The following is a 23,392-nucleotide window of genomic DNA, read 5'->3' on the forward strand; positions in this document are numbered from 1 at the left end:
GGCCGCGAGTGCACAACCGCTCGCGCCCCGGCCTGCCGGTCATGCCACCCCTTCATGATGGAGGGATGACCCGGCTACTCCCCCTCGTGCTCTCGCGGTTCGACCTGCCGGCGGCGGAGCTGCACGCGGCCAGGCTCGACGGCGAGCTGTTCGCCATTGACGAGTGCTTTGCACCGATCGACCTCGCACCGCAGGCGAGTGCGCGTGCGGCGTCGCTCGCCGCGATCCTGCCGGCCCGGCTCATCGCCGAGCAGCGCACTGCCGCGTGGGTGCTGGGCGCGCTGCTCGATCCACCGGCGCAGCACCAGCTCTGCGCCGACACGGCCGCGCGGTACAGGTTCGCCGGCGCGGCCCGGTTCCTGGTGCGCGAGGTGGTGCTGGACCCCACCGAAACGGCGGTCCTCGGAGGGATCCGCGTCACCACGGCGCTGCGGACCGCGATCGACCTCGCCCGATTCTGCCCGGAATTCGGCGCGGCCGAGGAGGACATCGTGGCCGGGCTCGCGCGAATCGGCGGGTTCGACCTGCCCGGTGCGATCGCCTGTCTCGAGCTCCGCCGGCACCTGCCGGGAAAGGTGCGCGCGGCGCGGCGGCTGCGGGCGGCGCTGCCGCCCGCTTCGATTGTCAGCCCGCGCTGACCCGGTACACGTCATAGACGGCGTCGATTCGGCGCACCGCGTTGAGCACGCGGTCCAGGTGGGTGGTGTCGCCCATTTCAAAGACGAAGCGGCTGAGGGCGAGGCGATCGCTCGACGTGGTCACGGTCGCAGAGAGGATGTTGACATGATGCTCGGAGAGCACCCGCGTCACGTCCGACAGCAGCCCGGAGCGGTCGAGGGCTTCGACCTGGATCTGCACGAGGAAGATGCTCTTCGACGATGGGGCCCACTCGACCTCGATCATCCGCTCTGGCTCATTCTGCAGTGACGAGACGTTGTGGCAGTCGGCCTGGTGCACCGAGACGCCGGCGCCGCGGGTGACGAAACCGACGATCGGGTCGCCCGGTACCGGGGTGCAGCACTTCGCCAGCTTGACGAGGATATCCGGCGCTCCGCGCACGAGAACGCCGGAGTCGCTGTTGCGCAGCTGCTTCGACTTGCCGCGGCTGGGCAGGGTCAGCTCGGCGTCTTCGGTCTCGGCGTCGGAGTTGATCGTCGCAAGCACCTTCTCGAGCACCGACTGGGTCGACACGTGGCCCTCGCCGACGGCGGCGTAGAGCGACGAGACATCGTCGTAGCGGAGCTGAGCCGCGACCTCGCTGAGCGAGTCTTGGCTCATGAGGCGCTGCAGCGGGAGGTTCTGCTTGCGCATTGCGCGTGCGATGGCGTCCCTGCCCTGCTCGATCGCCTCGTCCCGGCGTTCCTTGGTGAACCATTGCTTGATCTTGTTGCGCGCGCGGGGGCTCTTGACGAATGTGAGCCAATCTTGGCTGGGGCCCGAGTCGGGGTTCTTCGATGTGAAGACCTCGACGACGTCACCGCTGCTGAGGGTCGTCTCAAGCGGAACGAGCCGCCCGTTGACCTTGGAGCCCATCGTGCGGTGGCCCACCTCGGTGTGCACGGCGTAGGCGAAGTCGACGGGGGTCGCTCCCGCGGGGAGTCCGATGACCTTGCCCTGCGGGGTGAAGACGTAGACCTCTTTTGCGCCGATCTCAAAGCGAAGCGAGTCGAGGAACTCGCTCGGGTCAACCGTCTCGGCCTGCCAGTCGGTGATGTGGGCGAGCCAGGCCATGTCGCCCTCGTCGGTGAGGTTCGCGCCGGCTCCGCCCATGCCGCCGGCGGCCTTGCCGCCGCTCATGCGGTCCTTGTACTTCCAGTGCGCCGCAACGCCGAATTCGGCGCGCCGGTGCATCTCCTCGGTGCGGATCTGGATCTCGACCGGGCGCCCGTGGGGGCCGATGACCGTCGTGTGCAACGACTGGTACAGGTTGAATTTCGGCGTGGCGATGTAATCCTTGAACCGGCCGGGAATCGGCGTCCAGCGGGCATGGATCGAGCCGAGCACGGCGTAGCAGTCGCGCAGCGATGTGACGAGGACTCTGATGCCGACGAGGTCGTAGATCTCGTCGAACTCCCGGCCGCGGACGACCATCTTCTGGTAGATCGAGTAGTACTGCTTGGGTCGCCCGGCGACCTTGCCCTTGATCCGGTTGACCTTGAGGTCGTCGCCGACCGCGTCGATGACCTCCTGCACGAACTCCTCGCGCTGCGGGGTTCGCTGCCTCACGAGGCTCTCGATCTCGACGTACAGCTTGGGGTACAGCACGGCGAACGAGAGGTCCTCGAGCTCCCACTTGATCGTCTGGATTCCCAGGCGGTGCGCGAGCGGTGCGTAGATCTCGAGGGTCTCCTGCGCCTTGCGCCTGGCCGACTCCGATTCCACGAAGCCCCAGGTGCGGGCGTTGTGCAGGCGGTCGGCGAGCTTGATGACGAGCACGCGGATGTCCTTCGACATTGCCACGACCATCTTGCGCACCGTCTCGGCCTGGGCGCTGTCGCCGTACTTGAGCTTGTCGAGCTTCGTGACGCCGTCGACGAGCATCGCGATTTCATCGCCGTACTCCTGGCGGAGCAGGTCGAGGCTGTAGCCGGTGTCCTCGACGGTGTCGTGCAGGATCGCCGCGGCGAGCGTCTTCGGACCGATACCGAGGTCGGCGAGGATCTGGGCGACCGCGACGGGGTGCGTAATGTACGCCTCGCCGCTCTTGCGCATCTGGCCCCGGTGGGCCTTCTCGGCCGTGACGTAGGCGCGTTCGATCACCGAGATGTCGGCCTTCGGATGATTCGTGCGCGCGGTGCGGATGAGGCGGTCGACCGCGCCGACGGGCTGCGCCTTCGAAAACAGCCGGGGCAGGAGTGTGCGCAGCGAGGCGACGTTCGACGTCGTGATTTCGCTCATGGGCCCACCTCTCCCAGCAAAAATAGCACCGGAGGGCTGTGTGGGTGGTGCTGTTCGCTGGGGGCGTCAGCCGCCCGTCCGCTCGGCATCGCTCAGTCCACGCGGGCGGGCCCTGGGCCCTCTGCGACGATCTCGCCACCGGCGAGCTGCCAGGCAATCATGCCACCGGATACGTTCACCGCGTCGTACCCGATCCCGACGAGCGCGGCCTGCACCCGGGCCGAGCGCTGGCCCGAGTGGCACACCACGAGCAGGCGGCGCCCGAGAGGCAGCTCGTCGATCCGGGCCTGCAGCTGCGACACGGGGACCAGCGTGGCCAGCGGCGAGTGGCCCAGGTCCCACTCGTGCTGCTCGCGCACGTCGACCAGCACGGCGCGCTGCGCGGTCGCCTCCGCAATGGCCTCCAGCGCGGTCACCGAGTTCGGGTCGTCAGTGCCCGCCGTCGTCATGTCGACCGCCCTCAGGCCACGGCTTCGCCGCGGGCGACGCGGGTGCGCTCGTCGGTCTTGCGGATCGCGGGCTCCCCCTCGCGCATCTGCGCGTAGAACGGCGCGGCGATGAAGATCGTCGAGTAGGTGCCGACGATGATGCCGACGAGCAGCGCGAGCGAGATGTCCCGCAGGGTGTCCGCGCCGAGCACGAACGACCCGATGAACAGGATCGCGGCGACGGGAAGGGCGGCGACGACACCGGTGTTGATGGAGCGCACCAGGGTCTGGTTGACGGCAAGGTTCACGGCCTCGGCGAAGGTGTACCGCGACTGCTCCCCGAGTTCGCTGGTGTTCTCGCGGATCTTGTCGAACACCACGACGGTGTCGTAGAGGGAGAAGCCGAGGATGGTGAGGAACCCGATGATGGCGGCGGGGGTGACCTCGAAGCCCGTGGCAGCATAGACGCCGGCGGTGATCACCAGGTCGTGGAGCAGCGCGACCATCGCAGCGACCGACATCTTCCAGGTGCGGAAGTAGAGGGCCATGATGATCGCCGCGAGCACGAGGAACACGACGAGGCCGCGCACCGCCTGCTCGGTGATGTCGGCACCCCAGCTCGGGCCGATGAACGACGCCGCGACGTCGGCGGCAGGAACGTCGTAGGCGACCGCGAGTGCTGCGGCGACTTCCTGGGTCTCGTCGTCACTGAGCTGGTCGGTCTGCACGCGCACGCCGTCGGACCCGACGGTCGTGACGCGAGTGACCTCGCCCGGCACGACCTGCTGGACGGTCTCGGTCGCCGGAGCCTGATCGAGCGTTGCGGCACCGGTGATCTGAAACTGGGAGCCGCCGCGGAACTCGATCCCGAAGTTGAATCCGCCGCCGGCGAAGGGGATGATCACCGAGATGACCATCATCGCGATCGCGATCGAGTACCAGATGCGACGCTTGCCGACGAAGTCGACGGACCTCTTGCCGGTGTAGAGGTCGTTTCCGAACTGCGTGAGGTTGGCCATCAGGACTTCTTTCCCTTGGTCGATGCATCCTCGAACGATTTGTCGGCCTCGGCGGCCTTGCGTTCGGCGATGGTCTGCCGCTTCGCGGCCTCCTTGCCGCCGGGCGTCTTCTTGCCCGGCGTGGCCGCGACCGGGGCGCGGAACTGTGCTCGGCCGCGGTAGACGGCGCCGAGCGCCTGCGGGTCGAGCCCGCTCAGGCGGTGGCCGTTCGCGTAGAACCTCGTCGTCGCGAGCAGCTGCATGATCGGATGGGTGAAGAGCACGACCACGAGCACGTCGATGATGACGGTGATTCCAAAGGTGATGGCGAATCCGCGCACGTTGCCGATCGCGAGCACGAACAGCACAACGGCCGAGAGCATGTTGACGCCCTTCGCCGCGATGATCGTCCGCAGCGCGCGCTTCCAGCCGGCCTCGACGGCCGCCTCGAGGCTCCGTCCGTCGCGCAGCTCGTCTCGGATGCGCTCGAAGTAGACGATGAAGGAGTCGGCAGTGAACCCAATGGCCACGATCAGGCCCGCGACGCCGGCGAGGGAGAGCCGGAAGCCCTGCCGCCACGACATGATCGCGAGCACGAGGTAGGTGAGCACTCCTGCAACGATGAGCGAGGCGACGGTCACGAAGCCGAGCAGCCGGTACTGGAACAGGGAGTAGATCACGACGAGCAGGAGCCCGATCCCGCCGGCGATGATTCCGCTGGTCAGCTGGCTGGATCCGAGCGTGGCCGAGATCGTGTCGCGGCTCTGCACCTCGAAGCCGATCGGGAGGGCTCCGAACTTGAGCTGGTCGGACAGGGCCTTGGACGAGTCCTGGGTGAACGAGCCGGTGATGCGTGCCTTGCCGTCGGTGAACACACCCCCGGTGGTCGGGGCGGTGATTACCCGGCCGTCGAGCACGACCGCGAACTGGTTGCGCGCGCCCTCAAGCGAGAACAGCCGCTCCGAGACCCCGGCGAACTGCTCGGTGCCGGTGGCGTCGAACTCGAGGTTGACGCCCCACTCGTTGGTGGTCGCACCCTGGCTGTTCGTGCTGAGGCCGGCGCTCGCGTCGGAGATGTTCTCCCCGGTGATCTCCACCGGGCCGAGGATGTACTTGACCGAATCGGTGTCGTCGCACGTGACGATGGGCTGGTCGGCCGGTGCGGTGTTGAGTCCCAGGGCATCCACGTCGTCGCAGTTGAAATTGGTGAACTGGTCGAGCAGCGCCGGGGTCACGTAGTTGAGGTCGCTCGGGTCGGTCGGGCTCACGCTCGGTGTCGACTCGAGCGGCGGCGCGGCGGGGTCGCTCGGAGCCGCGCTGGCGTCCGCGCCGTCCCCGCCGGTCGCGCTGGTGGCCGCGGCGTCGGTGACCAGAACAGGTCGGAACTCGAGCTTCGCTGAGGACTCGATCCGGTCGAGCGTCTCCTGGTCGGGCACACCCGGGATCGACACGACGATGTTCTGGGTTCCCTGGGTGCTGATCTCCGCCTCGGAGACACCGCCGGCGTCGATGCGCTGACGGATGATGCCCACGGCCTGCGTGAGCTGTTCACCCGACACGCTCTCGCCCTCGCCGAGCTGGGGCTGGAGCACGATCTGGGTTCCGCCCTCGAGGTCGAGAGCGAGCTTCGGGGTCCAGGAGCCGTTCGAGAAGAGCACTCCCCCGGCGTTCACCGCCGTCAGTGTGGCGATGATGACCAGGAGCCAGGTCAGTGAACGCCAGGCCTTCTTGGCCGGAGTGGATCTTGCCACCGGGAACTCAGCTTTCTATTCGGATGTGCGGAGTGTCGCGCGCGCATCCTTGAGGTTGGCCTTCGCGCGAACGCGCGGGACTGCGGAACAAGGTTGGTGCTAGTCGTCCGACTTCTTGGGCTGCTCGGCCGGGGTCGCCTCGGGCTCGACCCGTTCGCCGAATTCCGGGGTGTCGCCGCGCGAACCATCGGCGACGGGCTGGTCGATCACGGCTGGATCATCGTTCTCGAGGATGTCGGTCGCCTCCTCGGGCTCGGCGACGACGGCATAGTCGGCGACCTTGAGGATCGTCTGGCGGTGGATCTTGAGCACAGTTCCGGGGGTCGACTCGATCTCGACGACGTTGGTCTCCTCGTCCATCGTGAGGATGGTGCCGTAGAGGCCGTAGTTCGTCATGATCTCGACGCCGGGAACGAACTTCGTCTGGCGCTCTTCGGTCTCGCGCTTGCGCTTCCTGCCCTGGAACACCTGGAAGACGATGAAGGCGCCAAGCGCGACGACGAGGAGAATAAGTGTGGGGTCCATGTGAGGAACGAGCCTTCCGCGGCTTAGGTAATGTGCGGGCTGCGACGAGCCCAGGTCAGAGCCCGATAAGGCCAGCTTGAATTATAGGCCATCGATATCGAGGCCGAGGCTCACCGTGCCGGGAGCGTTGGACTGCAACCCGAAGTGCTTCCAGGCCAGCCTTGTGGCGACCCGGCCGCGCGGCGTGCGGGTCAGCAGGCCGATCCGCACGAGGAACGGCTCGACGACGGACTCGACGGTCTCCGCCTCCTCGCCGACCGAGACCGCGAGGGTGCTGAGGCCAACGGGCCCTCCGTCGAACCGCGTGAGGATCGTCGTCATGACCTCGCGGTCGAGCCGGTCGAGCCCGAGTTCGTCGACGTCGTACAGGTCGAGTGCCCCGTGCACCGCCCCAAGCCCGGCGCCACCGCCGTGTACGAGGGCGTAGTCCCGCACCCGGCGGAGCAGCCGGTTCGCGATCCGTGGGGTACCGCGGCAGCGTCCGGCGATCTCGGCGAGGGCCGACCGGTCGATCGGAAGGTCGAGCAGGGCGGCCGCCCGCACGAGCACCTGCTCGAGTTCCGATTCGGCGTAGAACTCGAGATGCGCGGTGAACCCGAACCTGTCCCGCAGCGGGTTGGGAAGCAGGCCCGATCTCGTGGTCGCGCCGACGAGGGTGAACGGCGCCAGGTCGAGCGGGATCGAGGTCGCCCCCGCCCCCTTGCCGACCATGATGTCGATGCGGAAGTCCTCCATCGCGAGGTAGAGCATTTCCTCGGCAGGCCTGGCCATGCGGTGGATCTCGTCGATGAAGAGGATCTCGCCCGGCACGAGCGACGACAGCACCGCGGCGAGGTCGCCCGCGTGCTGGATCGCCGGCCCACTCGACATCCGCAGGGGGCGTCCGCTCTCCTCCGCGACGATCATTGCGAGTGTCGTCTTGCCGAGGCCCGGCGGGCCGGCGAGCAGGATGTGATCGGGGGTGCGGTTTTGCATTGTCGCGGCCTGGAGGAGCAGCTGCAGTTGCGCGCGCACCTTCGCCTGCCCTACGAACTCGGCGAGGGTCTTGGGTCGCAGGGCGCCCTCAAAGGCCAGCTCGGCATCCGATTCCGGGGTGGGGCGCACGATTGCCATCGACGGGTCGGCGGGGTCGATCATGAGGGCACTCCTTCGCTGCGGGCGGCGCTTGGCTGGCGCGGGCCGAGGCGGGTGAGCGCGACGCGCAGCAGAGCCGGCACGCTCGCGAGCTCCATGGCGGATGCCTCGGCGACGGCCTCGTCGACAGCCTGCGCGGCGACCCGCTCCGACCAGCCCAGCCCGACGAGAGCCACGAGCACACTCTCGCTGACGGGGGTCGCGCTCGTCGGCGCATTCGGTGCTGTTGCCGCGAAAGGTAGCATCTTGCCGGCGAGCGAGAGCACGATGAGTTTCGCGGTCTTGGGGCCGATCCCGGAGACCTTGCGGAATGCCGCGTCGTTCTCGGTGGCGACGGCGGTCGCGATCTCGGCGGGGCTTATCGCGGCGAGTACCCCCATGGCCGACTTCGGGCCGACGCCCGTCACCCCGCGGAGCAGGTCGAAGACGGCGAGCTCGTCCGCCTCCCGGAATCCGAACAGGGCGAGGTCGTCTTCGCGCACGATGAGAGCGGTGCGCAGACGTGCTTCGGTGCCGATCCGCAGCGAGAGGCCCAATTGGGGCGTCACGCTGACGGAGAGGCCCACTCCCCCGACCTCGATGATGGCGGTGGTCCCGGCCACGGCGATGACGGTGCCGCGCACAGAGGAAATCATGGTGCAAGCCTACGGTTGGCCACCGGCTTCGCCGCGGCACGCTCGGCGGCGAGCCACGCATCCTGTGCCGGGGTGCGCCCGTTGCCGGTCGGTGCGGAGACGCCGCCGCGTTTCCAGGCGTGGCAGATCGCGATCGCGAGGGCATCCGCGGCGTCGGCCGGCTTCGGCACCTCGGCGAGGCCCAGCACGCGCGCGACCATCGCCTGCACCTGCCTCTTGTCGGCCGAGCCGTAGCCGGTGATGGCGGCCTTGACCTCCGACGGCGTGTGTAGTCCCACGGCGAGCCCGCGCTTCGCCGCCGCGTAGAGAGCCACTCCGCTCACCTGGGCCGTGCCCATCACGGTGCTGAGGTTCTGCTGCGCGAAGACCCGCTCGAGCGACACCGCATCGGGCGCCAACCGGTCGAGGAGCTCCTCGATCCCGGTGCCCACCGCGAGCAGGCGTTGTTCGAGCGGCATGTCCGACGGGGTACGGATGACGGTGACCTCAACGAGCCTCGCCACCCGGTTCGGGTCGACATCGACGATTCCCACGCCGCACCGGGTGAGCCCCGGATCGATGCCGAGCACCCGAATGGTCACGAAGCTGGCTAGTCGTTATCGAGTTCGGCGAGCACGTCGGCGTGAACGTCGTAGTTGCCGTAGACGTTCTGCACGTCGTCGTTGTCCTCGAGAGCGTCGACGAGCCGGAACACCTTGCGCGCGGTGTCGGCGTCGACCTCGACGAGGACCTGCGGGACGAATTCGATGTCGGCCGACTCGTAGTCGATTCCGGCCTCCTGCAGCGCCGTGCGCGCGGCGACCAGCGCGCCCGGCTCGGTGATGACGTCGAACCCCTCGCCGCGGTCGTTGACCTCTTCCGCCCCGGCGTCGAGCACCGCCGCGAGGATGTCGTCCTCGGTGACGCCGTCGCTCTTGCGCACGCCCACAACACCCTTCCGGTGGAAGTTGTAGGCGACGCTGCCCGGGTCGGCGAGGGTTCCGCCGTTGCGGGTCATGATCGCCCGCACGTCGGCGGCGGCGCGGTTGCGGTTGTCGGTGAGGCACTCGACGAGGAGGGCGACGCCGCCCTGCGCGTAGGCCTCATAAATGATGGTCTGGTAATCGACGGCCTCGCCGAGCTGCCCTGACCCACGCTTGACGGCCCGGTTGATGTTGTCGATCGGGACGGACGTCTTCTTCGCTTTCTGGATCGCATCGACCAGCGTCGGGTTGCCCGAGAGGTCGGCGCCACCCATTTTCGCCGCAACTTCGATGTTCTTGATGAGCTTCGCGAACGATTTCGCGCGACGCGAATCGATGATCGCCTTCTTGTGCTTAGTGGTTGCCCACTTGGAGTGACCTGACATGCCGCCATTCTACCCAGCGGGCACCGGCTGATCGGGCTGGGCCGTCAGGACCGGCGGAGCCCGGCGAGGAAGTGCGCGTGGAAGCGGGTGTCGCCCATGATTTCGGGGTGGAACGAGGTGACCAGGAGGTTGCCCTGTCTGGCGGCGACGACCCGGCCGTCGGGCAGCGCCGCGAGCGGCGTGACCGCGGGTCCGTACTGGACGATCACGGGCGCGCGGATGAAGACCGCGTGCACGGGAACGGCGCCGAGCTCGGGGATGTCGAGATCCACCTCGAAGGATTCGTTCTGCGATCCGAAAGCGTTGCGCTGCACCGTGATGTCGACGCCGCCGAGGGTGTGCTGGCCGGCGATCGGGTTCGACAGACGGTCTGCGAGCATGATGAGGCCGGCGCACGTGCCGTAGACCGGCAACCCGGATGCGATCGCGGCCTCGAGCGGCTCGGCGACGTCGAACGCGCGAGACAGCTTGTCCATGACGGTCGACTCCCCACCGGGGATCACGAGACCGTCGAGCTCATCCAGCTCCGACGCGCGGCGGACGGGCCGCGTGTCGGCACCGAGAGACGCGAGCACCGCAAGGTGCTCCCGGAAGTCGCCCTGAAGGGCGAGTACCCCGACTCGAGCGGGCCTACCAGCCACGTTCGGCGAGGCGATGCGGTGCGGGGAGGTCGGAGACGTTGATCCCCACGATCGCCTCGCCCAGTCCGCGGGATGCCTCGGCGATGACCGCCGGGTCGTCGAAGAACGTGGTGGCCTTGACGATCGCGGCCGCGCGGGCGACGGGGTTGCCCGACTTGAAGATGCCCGATCCCACGAAGACGCCGTCGGCGCCGAGCTGCATCATCATCGCGGCGTCGGCCGGGGTGGCCACGCCGCCGGCGGTGAACATCACGACGGGGAGCTTGCCGGTGCGCGCGACCTCGACGACGAGGTCGTACGGTGCCTGCAGCTCCTTCGCCGCGACGTACAGCTCATCGCGGCTCATCGAGCTGAGGCGCGCGATCTCCCGATTGATGGTGCGGATGTGCTTGGTCGCCTCGGAGACGTCGCCGGTGCCGGCCTCGCCCTTCGAGCGGATCATCGCGGCACCCTCGTTGATGCGTCGCAGCGCCTCGCCAAGATTGGTGGCACCGCAGACGAAGGGAACGGTGAAGTTCCACTTGTCGATGTGGTTGACGTAGTCGGCGGGGCTCAGCACCTCGGATTCGTCGATGAAGTCGACACTGAGGGCCTGCAGGATCTGCGCCTCGACGAAGTGGCCGATGCGCGCCTTCGCCATGACAGGAATCGAGACGACGTCGCGGATCCCGTCGATGAGATCGGGGTCGCTCATCCGCGAGACGCCGCCCTCGGCACGGATGTCGGCAGGAATGCGCTCGAGGGCCATGACCGCGACGGCCCCGGAATCCTCGGCAATGCGCGCCTGATCGGCGTTGACGACGTCCATGATGACGCCGCCCTTGAGCATTTCGGCGAGGCCGCGCTTGACTCGGCTCGTGCCGACTTGTTCGTTCGAATTGGTGTCGTTCATTGTGTCTGTACTCTACTCCGCGGAATCTGTGGGTTCGGTCGGCCAGGCCTCGGCGATGGATCGCCGCACGTCGCCGAGAAGCTGCGGCAGCGCTTTGGTCTTGGCGATGATGGGGAAAAAGTTCGAGTCGAGGGCCCAGCGTGGAACGATGTGCTGGTGCAGGTGGTCGGCGATGCCGGCTCCCGCGATCCTGCCCTGGTTCATACCGATGTTGAAGCCCTCGTTTCGGGAGACCTTCTTGATCACCCGCATGGCCGTCTGGGTCAGAGCCGCGATCTCCGCGGTCTCCGCCGCCGTCGCCTCGTCGTACAGGGCGACGTGACGGTACGGGCAGACCAGGAGGTGTCCACTGTTGTACGGGAACAGATTCAGGAGCACGTAGGCGTGGGTGCCGCGCGCCACGATGAGGGCCTTCTCGTCGTCCATTCGCGGGGCAATACAGAACGGGCATTCGTGCTCAGGCGGCTGCTGGCCGTTCTGGATGTAGACCATGCGGTGGGGCGTCCACAGACGCTGGAACTCGTCGGGCACCCCGGCGAGCTCATACGAGCCGTCGACCGTGATCCCGTTCAGTTCGGAGTCGTCGATCGTCATCGCTCAGACCTGCGCCTTCGAGTCGATCGCCTCTGTGATCCGGCGGATCGCCTCGTCGACGGGAACCCCGTTCTCCTGGGTGCCGTCGCGATAGCGGAAGCTGACGGCTCCGGCGGCGCGGTCCTCCTCTCCGGCGATCAGCTGGAACGGCACCTTGGCCTTCGTGTGGGTGCGGATCTTCTTCGGCATCCGGTCGTTCGAGTGGTCGACCTCGGCGCGAACCCGCTTCGCCGTGAGCTTCGAGATGACCTCGTCGAGGTAGTCGCCGTATTCCTCCGCGACGGGGATGCCGACGACCTGAACGGGCGCAAGCCAGACCGGGAAGGCGCCGGCGTAGTGCTCGGTGAGCACCCCGAAGAACCTCTCGATCGAGCCGAAGAGCGCGCGGTGGATCATGACCGGCCGCTTCCGGGTTCCGTCGGCAGCGGTGTACTCGAGGTCGAAACGCTCGGGCAGGTTGAAGTCGAGCTGCACTGTCGACATCTGCCAGGTGCGGCCGATCGCGTCGCGCGCCTGCACGGAGATCTTCGGACCGTAGAACGCGGCGCCGCCCGGGTCGGGCACGAGGTCGAGCCCGGACTCGGCGGCGACCTCGGCGAGGGTCGTGGTCGCCTCCTCCCAGAGACGATCGTCTCCGACGAACTTCTCCGGGTCCTTGGTCGAGAGTTCGAGGTAGAAGTCGGTGAGCCCGTAGTCGCGCAGCAGCGCGAGCACGAAGTTCAGGGTGCTCGTGAGCTCCGCCTTCATCGACTCCCTGGTCGTGAAGATGTGGGCGTCGTCCATCGTCAGCCCGCGCACTCGAGTGAGTCCGTGAACGACGCCGGATTTCTCGTTGCGGTAGACGGTGCCGAACTCGAACAGCCGCAGGGGCAGGTCGCGGTAGGAGCGACCGCTCGAGCGGTAGATGAGAATGTGGAACGGGCAGTTCATGGGCTTCAGGTAGTAGTCGGCGCCCTGCCGGGTGATCTCGCCCTCCTCGTTGCGCCCCTCGTCGAGGTGCATCGGGGGAAACATCCCGTCGGCGTACCAGCCGAGGTGGCCGGATGTCTCGAACAGGTTCGCTTTGGTGATGTGCGGGGTGTAGACGAAGTCGTAGCCGGCGTCCTCGTGCTTTCGGCGCGAGTAGTCCTCCATCTCGCGGCGGATGATGCCACCCTTGGGGTGGAATACGGCGAGCCCGGATCCGATCTCGTCCGGGAAGGAGAAGAGGTCCAGCTCCTGCCCGAGCTTGCGGTGGTCGCGCTTCGCGGCCTCCTCGAGCCGCCCCTGGTACGCGCGAAGGTCGTCCTTGCTCGCCCAGGCCGTGCCGTAGATGCGCTGGAGCTGCTTGTTCTTCTCCGAGCCGCGCCAGTACGCGGCCGCGGTGCGCATGAGCGCGTAGCCGTTGCCGATCATTCGGGTGCTCGGCAGGTGCGGGCCGCGACAGAGGTCCTTCCAGAGGGTCTCCCCCGTCTTCGGGTCGACGTTGTCGTAGATCGTGAGTTCTGCACCGCCGACCTCGACCGATTCGTTGTCGGCGCCGTCGGCCGCGCCGCCCTTGAGACCTATGAGCTCGAGCTTGTACGGCTCCCCGGCGAGTTCGGCGAACGCCTCATCCTCGGTCACGACACGGCGCACGAAGCGCTGGCCGGCGCGGATGATGCGGTCCATCGCCTTGGAGATCGCCTTGACATCATCAGGGGTGAAGGGGGTCTCGACGTCGAAGTCGTAGTAGAAGCCGTCGGTGATGGGCGGTCCGATGCCCAGCTTCGCCGAGGGAGTGATCGACTGCACGGCCTGGGCGAGCACGTGCGCCGCGGAGTGGCGCAGGATGCTGAGGCCGTCGGGCGAGTCGATGAGCACCGGCTCGGCGACCTCGCCGACCGTGAGCGGCGTCGCGAGATCCCGCAGTTCGCCGTTCACGCGCACGGCGACGACACTGCGATCGGGGAACAGGTCGAACCCCGTCGTCGTCGTCGCCACCCTTTGCGGCTCGAGCACGGCAGGGGGATTCTCGGGCGTTTCAGACACGGTCGACGGGCTCCTCAGCTTGCAGTGTGCGGTACGGACAACTGTACCGTTGCGCCGATTGCCGACCCTGCGCGTGGTGTGGCCCGAAGGGGTACGTTCGCTCGGTCTCTCACTCAACGTGTGCTCTGGAGAGTTCGTTCCAGGATTGGGGGATCCATGCGCCGAGTCTTTGCCGCGTCCCTGCTGCCCGCGATGTCCGCGGCCGCGCACACGGCACGGGCGACCGCGACGACCGCGCCGACTTGGGAACGGCTGGAGGGCGGCCCGCTGCTGCTGACCCCGCCGACGGTGCTGATGGACAACGTGCGAGCGGAGATCACGCGCCTCGCCCCGCGGCTCATCGTCATCGCGGGTAGACCCGCTGCAATCGCCCCCGAGGTGTACGACGCCCTCGCGCTCCTGGCGCCTGCGATCCGACGCGACTCGGGCGGGGACCGTTACGAAACGTCCCGAACGATCACCACGGTGCGTTCCCGGCGGGGAGCGTCGCGCCGGCGTTCGTGGCGACGGGCGAGATGTTCCCGGATGCGCTCACCTCCTCGGCAGCGGCCGGGGGCGACCGTATCGTCTCGGCCGCCCCGGTCGCCTACCTCGCCGGGGGAACCGACTACCCCGACGCGCTCTCCGGGGCCGCTCTCGCGGCGAGGGACTCCGCGCCACTGTTCACTGTGCCGGGCAACTGCGTGCCCGCGGCCATACTCACCGGCCTGCGCGACATGGGCACGACCAGCCTCGTGCTTCTCGGCGGGCCCGCGTCGCTCACCGAGAACGTCGAGAACCTCGTCGAGTGCACGACAGATCTCTCGAGAAGCGGTGCCCTGCTCGGCTTCAACCAGCCGTTCGAGTCGTTCGTGCCCATCACGTCGTCGTTCGGCATGAGGGTGCACCCGATTACCGGAACTGTGACCATGCACAACGGCACCGACTACGCGAAGACGGGCATCCTGGGGATGCCGATCCGGAGCCTCGCCGTCGCACTCGTCGGCACGACCGGCGCCAGCACCGGCCCGCACCTGCACCTCGAGATCCGCATCAACGGCACGCACGTCGACCCGTACCTGTTCCTTCTCGGCACAAAGTACGCGACGCCGGTGCAGTAGCGAGACGGCTTCGAGGCTAGGCGGGTGCGACCGCCTCCTCGTGGTGGATGGGGGCGGCGAGTGTGCCGAGCGGCTTGCCGGTCCCACCCCACTGCAGGGAGATGATCTCGGCGGCGATTGAGACGGCGGTCTCCTCTGGGGTCCTGGAGCCCAGGTCGAGGCCGATCGGGCTATGAAGCAGCGCCAGCTCGTCGTCGCCGAGCCCGACCTCGCGGAGGCGGGCGACGCGATCGTCGTGGGTGCGCCTGGACCCCATCGCTCCGATGTAGGCGACCGGCGGTCCGCTCAGCGCCACCTCGAGGAGAGGCACGTCGAACTTCGGATCGTGGGTCAGCACGCACATGACGGTGCGCTCGTCGACGAGCCTGTCGGAGATCTGCTCGGTCAGGTAGCGGTGCGGCCAGGCGACGACCACCTCGGCGCCGGGAAACCGCCTCTCGGTGGCGAACACCGACCGGGCGTCGCAGACGGTGACCCGGTAGCCGAGGAAGGTGCCCAGCCGGGCCAGGGCCGCGGCGAAGTCGATGGCCCCGAACACGAGCATGCGGGGGCGCGGCGCGAAGCTGTTGATGAAGACGGTCATCCCCTCGCCGAGGCGCTCGCCCTCGGGCCCGTAGGTCAGGATGCTGTTCCGGCCGGCCGCGAGCATCCCCAGAGCATCGTCGCTGACGGCACCGTCGGCCCGGTCGGAGCCGAGGCTGCCCTCGAATCCGTGCGGGCGGATGATGAGGTGGCGGCCGAGTCGGCGATCGTCGGGATGCTCGATCACGGTGGCAACCGCCACCGGCGCGGAGTTGTCGATGTCCTGCCGCACCGAGTCGAGCTCGCGGAATGTCTCCGGGGAGATGGGCTCGACGAACACGTCGAGGATTCCACCGCAGGTCAGACCCACCGCGAATGCGTCGTCGTCGGTGATGCCGTAGCGCACGAGCTGCGGCCGGCCGTCGGCGGCGACCTCCGTGGCGAGCTCGTAGACGGCCGCCTCGACGCAGCCGCCGGAGACGGAGCCGACCGCCTCGCCCTCCGTGGTGACGAGCATCGACGCTCCGGCCGGTCGGGGAGCGGAGTTGAAGGTGCGCACGACGGTGGCGAGGCCCGCCGTGCCGCCGGTGCCCCAGCCCGCCAGGAGGGGGCCGAGCACATCACGCATCTGGGGAGAACCCCCTCGCGGTGCTCAGCCGGATCCACCGGCGCGTCGAGACGAAGGTGCCGACGCGGTAGGCGACGAAGGCCACCGCCACGACCATGCCGATGAGCTTGGCCGGGCTGCTGAGCTGGTCCATGACGACGCCCTTCGCGAGTGACATCGCGTCGAGGCTGGGTCCCGCGGACGGTACCATCACGGGCTGCGCGGGGGTGCGCGGCTGTGAATCCGGGCGGGGCGGGGCGGATGAGCCGGCCTCTGCCGGTGCGGCCGTCGCGGACTCTGCCTGGGGCTCCGGAGCCGCCGAGGCCCCCACCATCGACTGAAGGTTCGTGGCGAACAGGGTCATCATATGGTCGGTGACGCTGCCGATGACACCCTTGCCCATGGCGGCGACCTTGCCGGAAAGGGAGATGTCCGCGCTGACCGTGCCCTGCGTTGCCCCGTCGACCTCGACAAGGGTCAACGTCGCCGAGCCCTGCGCGGTCCCCTGGCCACGGGTCTCCTGCGCCTTTCCCTCGAACACGGCACGATGAGCATCCGCGTCCCGTTCGAGCACCGTCATCTGTCCCTTGTACTGCATCGTCACCGGCCCCATCTTCACCTGGAGGCCGACCTGGTAGGCGTCGTCGGAGAGCTTGCCCAGGATCTGCGCGCCCGGCACGCAGCCGGCCACCCGCTCGAAGTCCATGAGGGCCTGCCACACCTCGTGAATGGGGGCAACGACGGAGAAGGAGCTATCGAGTTGCATTGTCTGGGCCTCTGTTTCTCTTGGGTTGAGATGAGCGGTCGGCGCGGATCGCCACCGCCACTTCGGTCAGTGCCGTATAGCTGTGCCCGCTCACGAAGGCGTCGCAGTAGGGCAGCGCAGCGGCCATGCCACCGACGAGTGGCTGGTAGTCCACGGCGACCTTCCTCGGATTCACCCACACGATTCGGTAGGCGAGCCGGCTCAGTCGTGCCATCTGCTCCCCGACGAGCGCAGGCGCATCCTGCGCCCATCCGTCAGACAACACTACGATCACCGCGCCCCGGGCGAGACCCCGGCGGCCGTGGTCGTCGATGAAGCTCCGGATGCTCTCCGCAAGCCGCGTGCCGCCGGCCCAGTCGTTCGTGGCGGAGGCGGCCCGTGCGAGCGCCTGGTCGGCGTCGCGCGAGGTGAGCTGCCGGGTCAACCGGGTCAGGCGGGTCGAGAACACGAATGCCTCGGCGCCTGCGCTGACGACGGAGCCCTGGAGCAGCGTAAGGAACACCCGCGTGTAGGGCTCCATCGACGCGGAGACGTCGCACAACAACACGAGGCGCCGGGAGCGCGTGCGGCGCTGGGAGTAGATGAGCCGGATTGAGTCCCCGCCCGTGCGGTGCGCCGACCTCACCGTGCGGCGGAGGTCCAGCCTCGCGCTGCGGTGCGGTGTGCGCCGGGTGCGCCGGCTTCGGCGGGTGGGCGTCGCCAGGACGATCTTGCGCACGAGTCTCCGCATCTCGGCGACTTCCTCGGGCGCGAGCTCAGCGAAGGCCACGTCGTGCAGGTGCTCGTCCGACGACGCCATCGCGAGGATCGCCTCTCGGTCCGGGCCCGCGCCCTGCTCGGAGTCGCCGCCGGGGCTCATGGCCGGATTCTGGGGGCTCGCCTCCGCGCCACTCGGCCGCTCGTCGTTGGCGGTCGGGCGGGTCCTGACCTCCCCGCCGATCGGGGCCGTCGCGGTGGTGTCTCCCCGGGAGTCCGCCGGATCCAGCATCCCGTCGAACACCGCGGCGAAGACGGCGTCGAAGACGGCGAGCTGCTCCCGGCGGGACACGAGCACGACGCGTCCCGTCCAGTAGAGGGCGTCACGCGCGTGCGGCGGGACGAGCCGGATGGCCTCGGCGAACCGCGCAGCGCGGTCGGGTGGGACCGGGAGCCCGGCGCAGCGCAGCGCCGTGCTGAACCCGACGGCGAGGCTGGCAGGCTCCACCGTGCGTGTGGCGATGGGGTTGCCCGGGTCAGGCATTCGCGTCTCCGACCAGCCAACCGGCGCCCCGTGCGAGCGCGAGGTCGTGGTCGTCCCGGTTCTTCAGGATCGTCCCCCATGTCTGGTTGACGGCCCGAACGTCGAGCCGTTCGACGCCGAGGATGGTCAGCGCCGAGACCCAGTCGATCGCCTCGGCGGTGCCGGGGGGCTTGTCCATGTCGAGGGAGCGCAGCCTGGTGATGGCCGATGCGGCCTGAAGGGCGAGGGGTTCGGCGCTGCTCGGCACGCGCCGACGCACGATTTCGGCGATGCGCTCCGGCGCAGGGTAGTCGATCCAGTGGTAGAGGCAGCGCCTGGTCAGGGCATCGTGCAGGTCCCGAGTGCGGTTGGAGGTCAAGATCACTATCGGCGGATGCGTCGCCCGCACCGTGCCGAGCTCGGGGATCGTCACCGCGGCTTCGGCGAGCAGTTCGAAGGTGAATGCCTCGAATTCGGCGTCCGCCCGGTCGATCTCGTCGAGCAGGAGAACGGCGGGCCGCGGGCCGGTGTGCTCGATGGCCTTCAGCAGGGGTCGGCGCAGCAGGTACTCCGGGCCGAACAGCTCCGTCTCGTCCAGGTGCGCGTCGCGTACCTCCGCGAGCCGGATCCCCAGCAGTTGCCGGGGGTAGTTCCACTCGTAGAGTGCCTCGCCCGCGTCGATCCCCTCGTAGCACTGCAGCCGGTAGAGCGGGGTATCGAGCACCCGCGCGAGCGCCTTCGCCGCCTCGGTCTTGCCGACGCCGGGTTCGCCCTCGAGCAGGATCGGCTGCGGGAGCCGCACGGCGAGGAACAGCGCGGTGGCGAGCCCGGGGTCGGAGAGGTAGTCGACGTCGTCGAGGGCGGCCTGCAGCGCGGAGACATCCGGAATTCGCCGCAGCACGTCGTCCTCGGCGCCGCCGCGCGCCGGCCCGGTCATCGTGCCCCCCGTCGCTCGGCGAGCACCGTGTCGTAGTCCTCCTCGGTGTCGACATCGACGGGGATCCTGCCGGCGACGGGCACCTCGGCCACCTCGGCGGCTCGCTGGTCGAGCAGCCTCCACACGCCCTTGTCGCCGTGCAGTCCGGCGAGATCTGCGAACGTGGAGCGGGAGAAGGCGAACGGGTGCCCGATGCCGTCGTCGTACCGGCACACCGCGATCGCCGCGTCGCCGCGCCCCTCGAGCAGGAGGCGCACCGATTCCGGGCGCACCCCCGGTTGGTCGCCGAGGAGCAGCACGAGCACGTCCGTGCCCGGGCCGAGTGCTGGCAGCGACGACGCGATCGACGACGAGCATCCGGAACTGAAATCGGGGTTCTCAACCACGTCGCAGCCGGCCGTGTCGACCATCTTCCGCACCTGGGCCGCGGCACCGCCGAGGGCGACGACGATCTGATCGAGGGAGCTGGCCCGCGCGGTCGCGAGCACGGCGTCGAGCAGCACTCCGTCGCCGTACTGGAGCAATTGTTTGGGGCTGCCGTACCTGGTGGAGGCGCCGGCGGCGAGTACGAGCGCGGCGACGCGGGGTTCAGGGCGCGTCGGCATATCGCTCCGGATGGGCGATGAAGCGCGCGCGGCACCCCGTCGAGCAGAAATAGGTCGTGACCCCGTCGATCTCGGCGTTCAGGCTCGCGGGGCTCGCGGCGACGGACATCCCGCAGACCAGGTCGATCGCCGTCTCCGCCACCCACCCGCTGGATGCCGGCCGGGCCCGGTGTGCGGCGCGCTCGGCTACAAGCTGCGCCAGGATCGACAGTGCGATCTCGGCTGGGGTCCTGGCCCCCAGGTCTAGCCCGGCGGGGCTGTGCAGACGGGCGCGCTGCGCCTCGTCGACATCCAGCGACGCACGCACGGAAGCACCCCGCGTCGCACTCGCGACGAGTGCGACGTAGGGGACCCCGGCGCGGAGGGCGGCCTCGAGCGCCGGCTCCTCGTCCCGCCCATGCGAGGCCACGATGACAGCGGCGTCGTCGGGCGCGGGGTCGGCGGAGAGCCCGTCGGTCAGCTGCACATCCAGCCCGATCCCCGCGCCGAGCTCGACGAGGGCGTGCGCGGTCGGGGTGCGGCCGACAACGACCACGCGCGCGGCCGGAAGGTGCGGCTCGAGGAAGATCTCGATTGCGCCGCCGCTCAGGCACGGGTTCGCGACCTCCACCGCCCCCTCCTCTCTCGTGTGGGAGGGCTCCCCCGGTACGACACGCAACAGCAGCGGCTCTCCCGTCGACAGTGTCATGAGGCCGTACTCCCGAACGGATGCCTCGACGCAGTTGCCGCCGACGAAACCGTCGATGATCCCGTCGGGATGCACGATCGCGGTGTCGCCGGCCGATGCGCTCGTCGGGTGTTGCGCCCGCACCACGGTGGCGCGCACGAAGGACTCCCGGCGTCCGGTGAGTTCCTGCGCCCGTCGCGCGAGGGTCTCCCCCATGGCCGTCATCGTTAGATCGGAGGCGTCGGTCGACCCTGCATGGCGGCCCACACCCGGGCCGGGGTGCAGGGCATGTCCATGTGGGTCACGCCGAACGGGCGCAATGCGTCGACGACCGCGTTCACGATCGCCGGAGGCGAGCCGACGGTCGCGGACTCGCCGATGCCCTTGGCGCCGATGGGGTGATGGGGCGACGGCGTCACGGTGAAGCCGGTCTCCCAGTCCGGCACCTCGATCGCCGTAGGAACGAGGTAGTCCATGAACGATCCGCCGAGGCAGTTTCCCTCGTCGTCGAACTCGATGAGCTGCATCAGCGCCATCCCGACGCCGTCGGTCAGACCGCCGTGCACCTGGCCCTCGATGATCATCGGGTTGATGCGCGTGCCGCAGTCGTCCACCGCGACGAACCGCCGCACCTTCACGTGCCCGGTTCCCGGGTCGACGTCGACGACGCAGATGTAGGCGCCGAACGGGAAGGTGAGGTTGGGCGGGTCGTAGGTCACCTCGGCGTCGAGGTTTCCGTCGATGCCCTCGGGCAGCGCAACGGTGCCATGCGCGCCCATCGCGATCTCCGCCATGGTCTTGCCGACACTGGGATCGCCCTTCACGAACCAGCGGCCCTTCTCCCACTCGAGGTCCTCCGGCCTGGTCTCGAGCATCGCCGCCGCGATGAACTTAGCCTTCTCCCGCACCTTGCGGGCCACGAGTGCGACGGCGGCACCACTGACCGGCGTCGATCGGCTGCCGTAGGTCCCGAGGCCGAACGGGGTCTGGTCCGTGTCGCCGTGAACGACGTCGATGTCCTCCGGCGGGATGCCGATCTCCTCGGCGACGATCTGCGCGAAGGTCGTCTCGTGGCCCTGGCCCTGACTCTGCACCGAGATGCGGACTACGGCCTTGCCGGTCGGATGGATCCGCAGCTCGGCGCCGTCGGCCATGCCGAGGCCGACGATGTCCATGTGCTTGCGGGGCCCAGCTCCCACCGTCTCGGTGAAGAACGAGATCCCGATGCCCATGAGCTCACCCCTGGCGCGCTTCTCCGCCTGCTCGCGGCGGAGGTCGTCGTAGCCGGCCATCTCCATCGACAGCCGCATGGCCCGCTCGTAGTTGCCGGAGTCGTACTCCCACCCTGTCTTGTTCGTGTACGGGAATTGCTCGGGCTTGATGAAGTTCTTCAGCCGAAGCTCGGCCGGATCCATCTCAATCTTCTGGGCGAGCATGTCGACGAGCCGCTCGACGAGGTACACCGCCTCGGTCACACGGAACGAGCAGGCGTACGCCACCCCGCCGGGTGCCTTGTTCGTGTACACGCCCGTGACCTTGCAGTGAGCGGCCTGCAGGTCGTAGCTTCCTGTGAAGATGTGGAAGAAACCGGCCGGGTACTTCGTCGGCTGCGCCGTGGAGTTGAACGCTCCGTGGTCGGCGAGCACGTTGGTCCTCAGCGCGAGGATCTTGCCGTCCTTCGTCGCCGCGATCTCGCCCTGCATGATGTAGTCCCGCGCGAACGAGGTCGACATGAGGTTCTCGGATCGGTCCTCTACCCACTTCACTGGGCGGCCGGTGACGATCGAGCCGACCACGGCGAGGATGTATCCGGGGTAGATGCCGACCTTGTTGCCGAATCCGCCGCCGATGTCCGGCGATACGATCCGGATCTTGTGCTCCGGGATGCCGGAGACGATCGCGAACAGGGTGCGGTGGGCGTGCGGGGCCTGACTCGTCTCGTACAGGGTCAACGCGCCCTCGATCGGCTCGAAGTCGGCGACGGCGCCGCAGGTCTCCATTGGGGCCGGGTGGGAACGCGGATAGATGATCTCCTGCGAGACGACTACATCGGCCGAGGCGAAGACCGCGTCGGTCTCGGCCGCGTTTCCGGCCTCCCAGTCGAAGATGTGGTTGTCTGTTCGTCCCTCGAGCTCGTCCCGGACTACCGGCGCACCGGGATCCAACGCCGTGCGCACGTCGACGACCGGAGTCAGCACGTCGTAATCGACCTCGATCAGCTCGAGCGCATCCCGGGCGGCGTAGCGGTCTTCCGCGATGACGAACGCGACCTCCTGGCCCTGGAAGCGCACCTTGTCGGTGACGAGCACCGCCTGCACATCGGCGGAGAGGGTGGGGGCCCATGCGAGCTTCAGACCCAGCAGGTCCTGGCCGGTGATGACGGCAACGACCCCGGGGTGGGCGAGCGCAGCGGTCGTGTCGATCGAGACGAGCCGCGCGTGTGCGACCGGGGAGCGCAGGATCGCACCGTGCAGCATCCCGGGCAGCACGATGTCATCGACATAGTGCCCCTTGCCGCGGACGAAGCGTGGGTCCTCCTTGCGCTGGATGCGGCCGTAGCCGATCGGGCGGTCGGCATCCCCCGCCGCCGGGTTGGACGCGTGCTCCTCGATGATGGTCATGCGGTCACCTCTTCTTCAGCGCTCTGAACGGTGGTGGGGTGGTCCGCTGCCCACCGGACGGATCGGACGATGGTGGCGTAGCCGGTGCACCGACACATTTGCCCCGAGATCGCCTCGCGGATCTGGTCGTCGTCGGGATGCGGGTTGTTGTCGAGCAGGGCGCGAGCGGTGAGCATCATGCCGGGCGTGCAGAATCCGCACTGCAGTCCGTGCTCCTCCATGAACCCCTGCTGCACGGGGTCGAGCGTGGCTCCGGTGGCGAGGCCCTCAACCGTCGTGATCGCATGGCCGTCGGCCATCGCCGCGAGCACGGTGCACGACTTGACCGGCTGCCCGTCCATCAGCACGACGCACGTGCCGCAGTTCGAGGTGTCGCATCCCCAGTGCGTACCGGTGAGACGCAAAACGTCTCGGATGAAGTGCACGAGGAGAACCCTCGGCTCTGCCTCGCGAGTGATCTCCTCGCCGTTGACGGTCATGCTGATCTGCATTGA

Annotated in this window: 23 protein-coding genes; 2 read left to right on the plus strand and 21 right to left on the minus strand. The window is 68.5% G+C overall.

What is annotated here, in order from left to right; translation table 11 throughout:
* Positions 1–65: 65 nt before the first annotated feature.
* Entirely contained in the window at positions 66–638 is a 573-nt protein-coding gene (locus ABIB15_RS03840) for a type IV toxin-antitoxin system AbiEi family antitoxin (RefSeq protein ID WP_354475391.1), read from the plus strand.
* Here the strand turns inward: ABIB15_RS03840 and ABIB15_RS03845 are convergent.
* From ABIB15_RS03845 to thrS, 13 genes are all read right to left on the minus strand, one after another.
* Complete coding sequence (locus ABIB15_RS03845) at positions 625–2,898, minus strand: RelA/SpoT family protein (RefSeq protein WP_354475393.1); 2,274 nt, start codon at positions 2,896–2,898, stop codon at positions 625–627. The genes ABIB15_RS03840 and ABIB15_RS03845 overlap by 14 nt on opposite strands.
* Positions 2,899–2,990: 92 nt before the next feature.
* Complete coding sequence (locus ABIB15_RS03850; RefSeq protein WP_354475395.1) at positions 2,991–3,347, minus strand: rhodanese-like domain-containing protein; 357 nt, start codon at positions 3,345–3,347, stop codon at positions 2,991–2,993.
* An 11-nt stretch (positions 3,348–3,358) separates the two neighbouring features.
* Positions 3,359–4,345, minus strand: coding sequence for a protein translocase subunit SecF (secF, locus tag ABIB15_RS03855; RefSeq protein ID WP_354475396.1), 987 nt, complete (start codon positions 4,343–4,345; stop codon positions 3,359–3,361).
* The gene (gene secD / locus ABIB15_RS03860; RefSeq protein WP_354475398.1) at positions 4,345–6,075 is read right to left on the minus strand and encodes a protein translocase subunit SecD; all 1,731 of its coding nucleotides are present in this window, start codon (positions 6,073–6,075) and stop codon (positions 4,345–4,347) included. The genes secF and secD overlap by 1 nt, the downstream gene beginning before the upstream one ends.
* A gap of 99 nt (positions 6,076–6,174) precedes the next feature.
* Positions 6,175–6,600: a preprotein translocase subunit YajC gene (locus tag ABIB15_RS03865; protein ID WP_354475400.1), complete on the minus strand. Its 426-nt coding sequence runs from the start codon at positions 6,598–6,600 to the stop codon at positions 6,175–6,177.
* Positions 6,601–6,681: 81 nt separating this feature from the next.
* Positions 6,682–7,737 (minus strand): Holliday junction branch migration DNA helicase RuvB, encoded by a 1,056-nt coding sequence (ruvB, locus tag ABIB15_RS03870; RefSeq protein WP_354475402.1) that lies wholly within the window; start codon positions 7,735–7,737, stop codon positions 6,682–6,684.
* Positions 7,734–8,369 carry a Holliday junction branch migration protein RuvA gene (gene ruvA, locus ABIB15_RS03875; protein ID WP_354475404.1) on the minus strand — a complete coding sequence of 212 codons (636 nt, stop codon included), beginning with the start codon at positions 8,367–8,369 and terminating at the stop codon, positions 7,734–7,736. The genes ruvB and ruvA overlap by 4 nt, the downstream gene beginning before the upstream one ends.
* Positions 8,366–8,944: a crossover junction endodeoxyribonuclease RuvC gene (gene ruvC / locus ABIB15_RS03880; RefSeq protein WP_354475551.1), complete on the minus strand. Its 579-nt coding sequence runs from the start codon at positions 8,942–8,944 to the stop codon at positions 8,366–8,368. The genes ruvA and ruvC overlap by 4 nt, the downstream gene beginning before the upstream one ends.
* Before the next feature lie 14 nt (positions 8,945–8,958).
* A complete protein-coding gene (locus tag ABIB15_RS03885) occupies positions 8,959–9,717 on the minus strand; it encodes a YebC/PmpR family DNA-binding transcriptional regulator (RefSeq protein WP_354475405.1) in 759 nt (252 codons plus the stop codon).
* A 44-nt stretch (positions 9,718–9,761) separates the two neighbouring features.
* Positions 9,762–10,358: a pyridoxal 5'-phosphate synthase glutaminase subunit PdxT gene (gene pdxT / locus ABIB15_RS03890; protein ID WP_354475406.1), complete on the minus strand. Its 597-nt coding sequence runs from the start codon at positions 10,356–10,358 to the stop codon at positions 9,762–9,764.
* Complete coding sequence (gene pdxS / locus ABIB15_RS03895; protein ID WP_354475407.1) at positions 10,348–11,250, minus strand: pyridoxal 5'-phosphate synthase lyase subunit PdxS; 903 nt, start codon at positions 11,248–11,250, stop codon at positions 10,348–10,350. The genes pdxT and pdxS overlap by 11 nt, the downstream gene beginning before the upstream one ends.
* A gap of 12 nt (positions 11,251–11,262) precedes the next feature.
* Positions 11,263–11,844, minus strand: coding sequence for an HIT family protein (locus ABIB15_RS03900; RefSeq protein WP_354475408.1), 582 nt, complete (start codon positions 11,842–11,844; stop codon positions 11,263–11,265).
* A 3-nt stretch (positions 11,845–11,847) separates the two neighbouring features.
* Positions 11,848–13,824 (minus strand): threonine--tRNA ligase, encoded by a 1,977-nt coding sequence (thrS, locus tag ABIB15_RS03905; protein WP_354475552.1) that lies wholly within the window; start codon positions 13,822–13,824, stop codon positions 11,848–11,850.
* Between the two features lie 530 nt (positions 13,825–14,354).
* On the opposite strand from thrS, the gene ABIB15_RS03910 reads away from it, so the two are divergent.
* The gene (locus ABIB15_RS03910) at positions 14,355–14,954 is read left to right on the plus strand and encodes a cell wall-binding repeat-containing protein (protein WP_354475410.1); all 600 of its coding nucleotides are present in this window, start codon (positions 14,355–14,357) and stop codon (positions 14,952–14,954) included.
* Between the two features lie 16 nt (positions 14,955–14,970).
* Here ABIB15_RS03910 and ABIB15_RS03915 read toward each other — a convergent pair whose 3' ends face one another.
* From ABIB15_RS03915 to ABIB15_RS03950, 8 genes are read right to left on the minus strand one after another with little or no spacing between them, the layout of a single operon-like run.
* The gene (locus ABIB15_RS03915; RefSeq protein ID WP_354475412.1) at positions 14,971–16,104 is read right to left on the minus strand and encodes an XdhC family protein; all 1,134 of its coding nucleotides are present in this window, start codon (positions 16,102–16,104) and stop codon (positions 14,971–14,973) included.
* Positions 16,097–16,849 carry an SRPBCC family protein gene (locus ABIB15_RS03920; protein WP_354475413.1) on the minus strand — a complete coding sequence of 251 codons (753 nt, stop codon included), beginning with the start codon at positions 16,847–16,849 and terminating at the stop codon, positions 16,097–16,099. The genes ABIB15_RS03915 and ABIB15_RS03920 overlap by 8 nt, the downstream gene beginning before the upstream one ends.
* On the minus strand, positions 16,836–18,089 hold the full coding sequence (locus ABIB15_RS03925; RefSeq protein WP_354475415.1) for a vWA domain-containing protein: 1,254 nt from the start codon (positions 18,087–18,089) through the stop codon (positions 16,836–16,838). Before ABIB15_RS03925 ends, ABIB15_RS03920 begins: the two co-directional genes overlap by 14 nt.
* Entirely contained in the window at positions 18,082–19,005 is a 924-nt protein-coding gene (locus ABIB15_RS03930; protein ID WP_354475417.1) for an AAA family ATPase, read from the minus strand. The genes ABIB15_RS03925 and ABIB15_RS03930 overlap by 8 nt, the downstream gene beginning before the upstream one ends.
* Positions 19,002–19,610 (minus strand): nucleotidyltransferase family protein, encoded by a 609-nt coding sequence (locus ABIB15_RS03935; RefSeq protein ID WP_354475418.1) that lies wholly within the window; start codon positions 19,608–19,610, stop codon positions 19,002–19,004. The genes ABIB15_RS03930 and ABIB15_RS03935 overlap by 4 nt, the downstream gene beginning before the upstream one ends.
* Positions 19,594–20,493 carry an XdhC family protein gene (locus ABIB15_RS03940; protein WP_354475420.1) on the minus strand — a complete coding sequence of 300 codons (900 nt, stop codon included), beginning with the start codon at positions 20,491–20,493 and terminating at the stop codon, positions 19,594–19,596. The genes ABIB15_RS03935 and ABIB15_RS03940 overlap by 17 nt, the downstream gene beginning before the upstream one ends.
* Before the next feature lie 11 nt (positions 20,494–20,504).
* Complete coding sequence (locus ABIB15_RS03945) at positions 20,505–22,898, minus strand: aerobic carbon-monoxide dehydrogenase large subunit (RefSeq protein ID WP_354475422.1); 2,394 nt, start codon at positions 22,896–22,898, stop codon at positions 20,505–20,507.
* A complete protein-coding gene (locus ABIB15_RS03950) occupies positions 22,895–23,389 on the minus strand; it encodes a (2Fe-2S)-binding protein (protein WP_354475423.1) in 495 nt (164 codons plus the stop codon). Before ABIB15_RS03950 ends, ABIB15_RS03945 begins: the two co-directional genes overlap by 4 nt.
* Between the last annotated feature and the right edge of the window lie 3 nt (positions 23,390–23,392).

Origin of the sequence: Marisediminicola sp. UYEF4, from assembly GCF_040546025.1 — a bacterium.
GTDB lineage: Bacteria > Actinomycetota > Actinomycetes > Actinomycetales > Microbacteriaceae > Marisediminicola.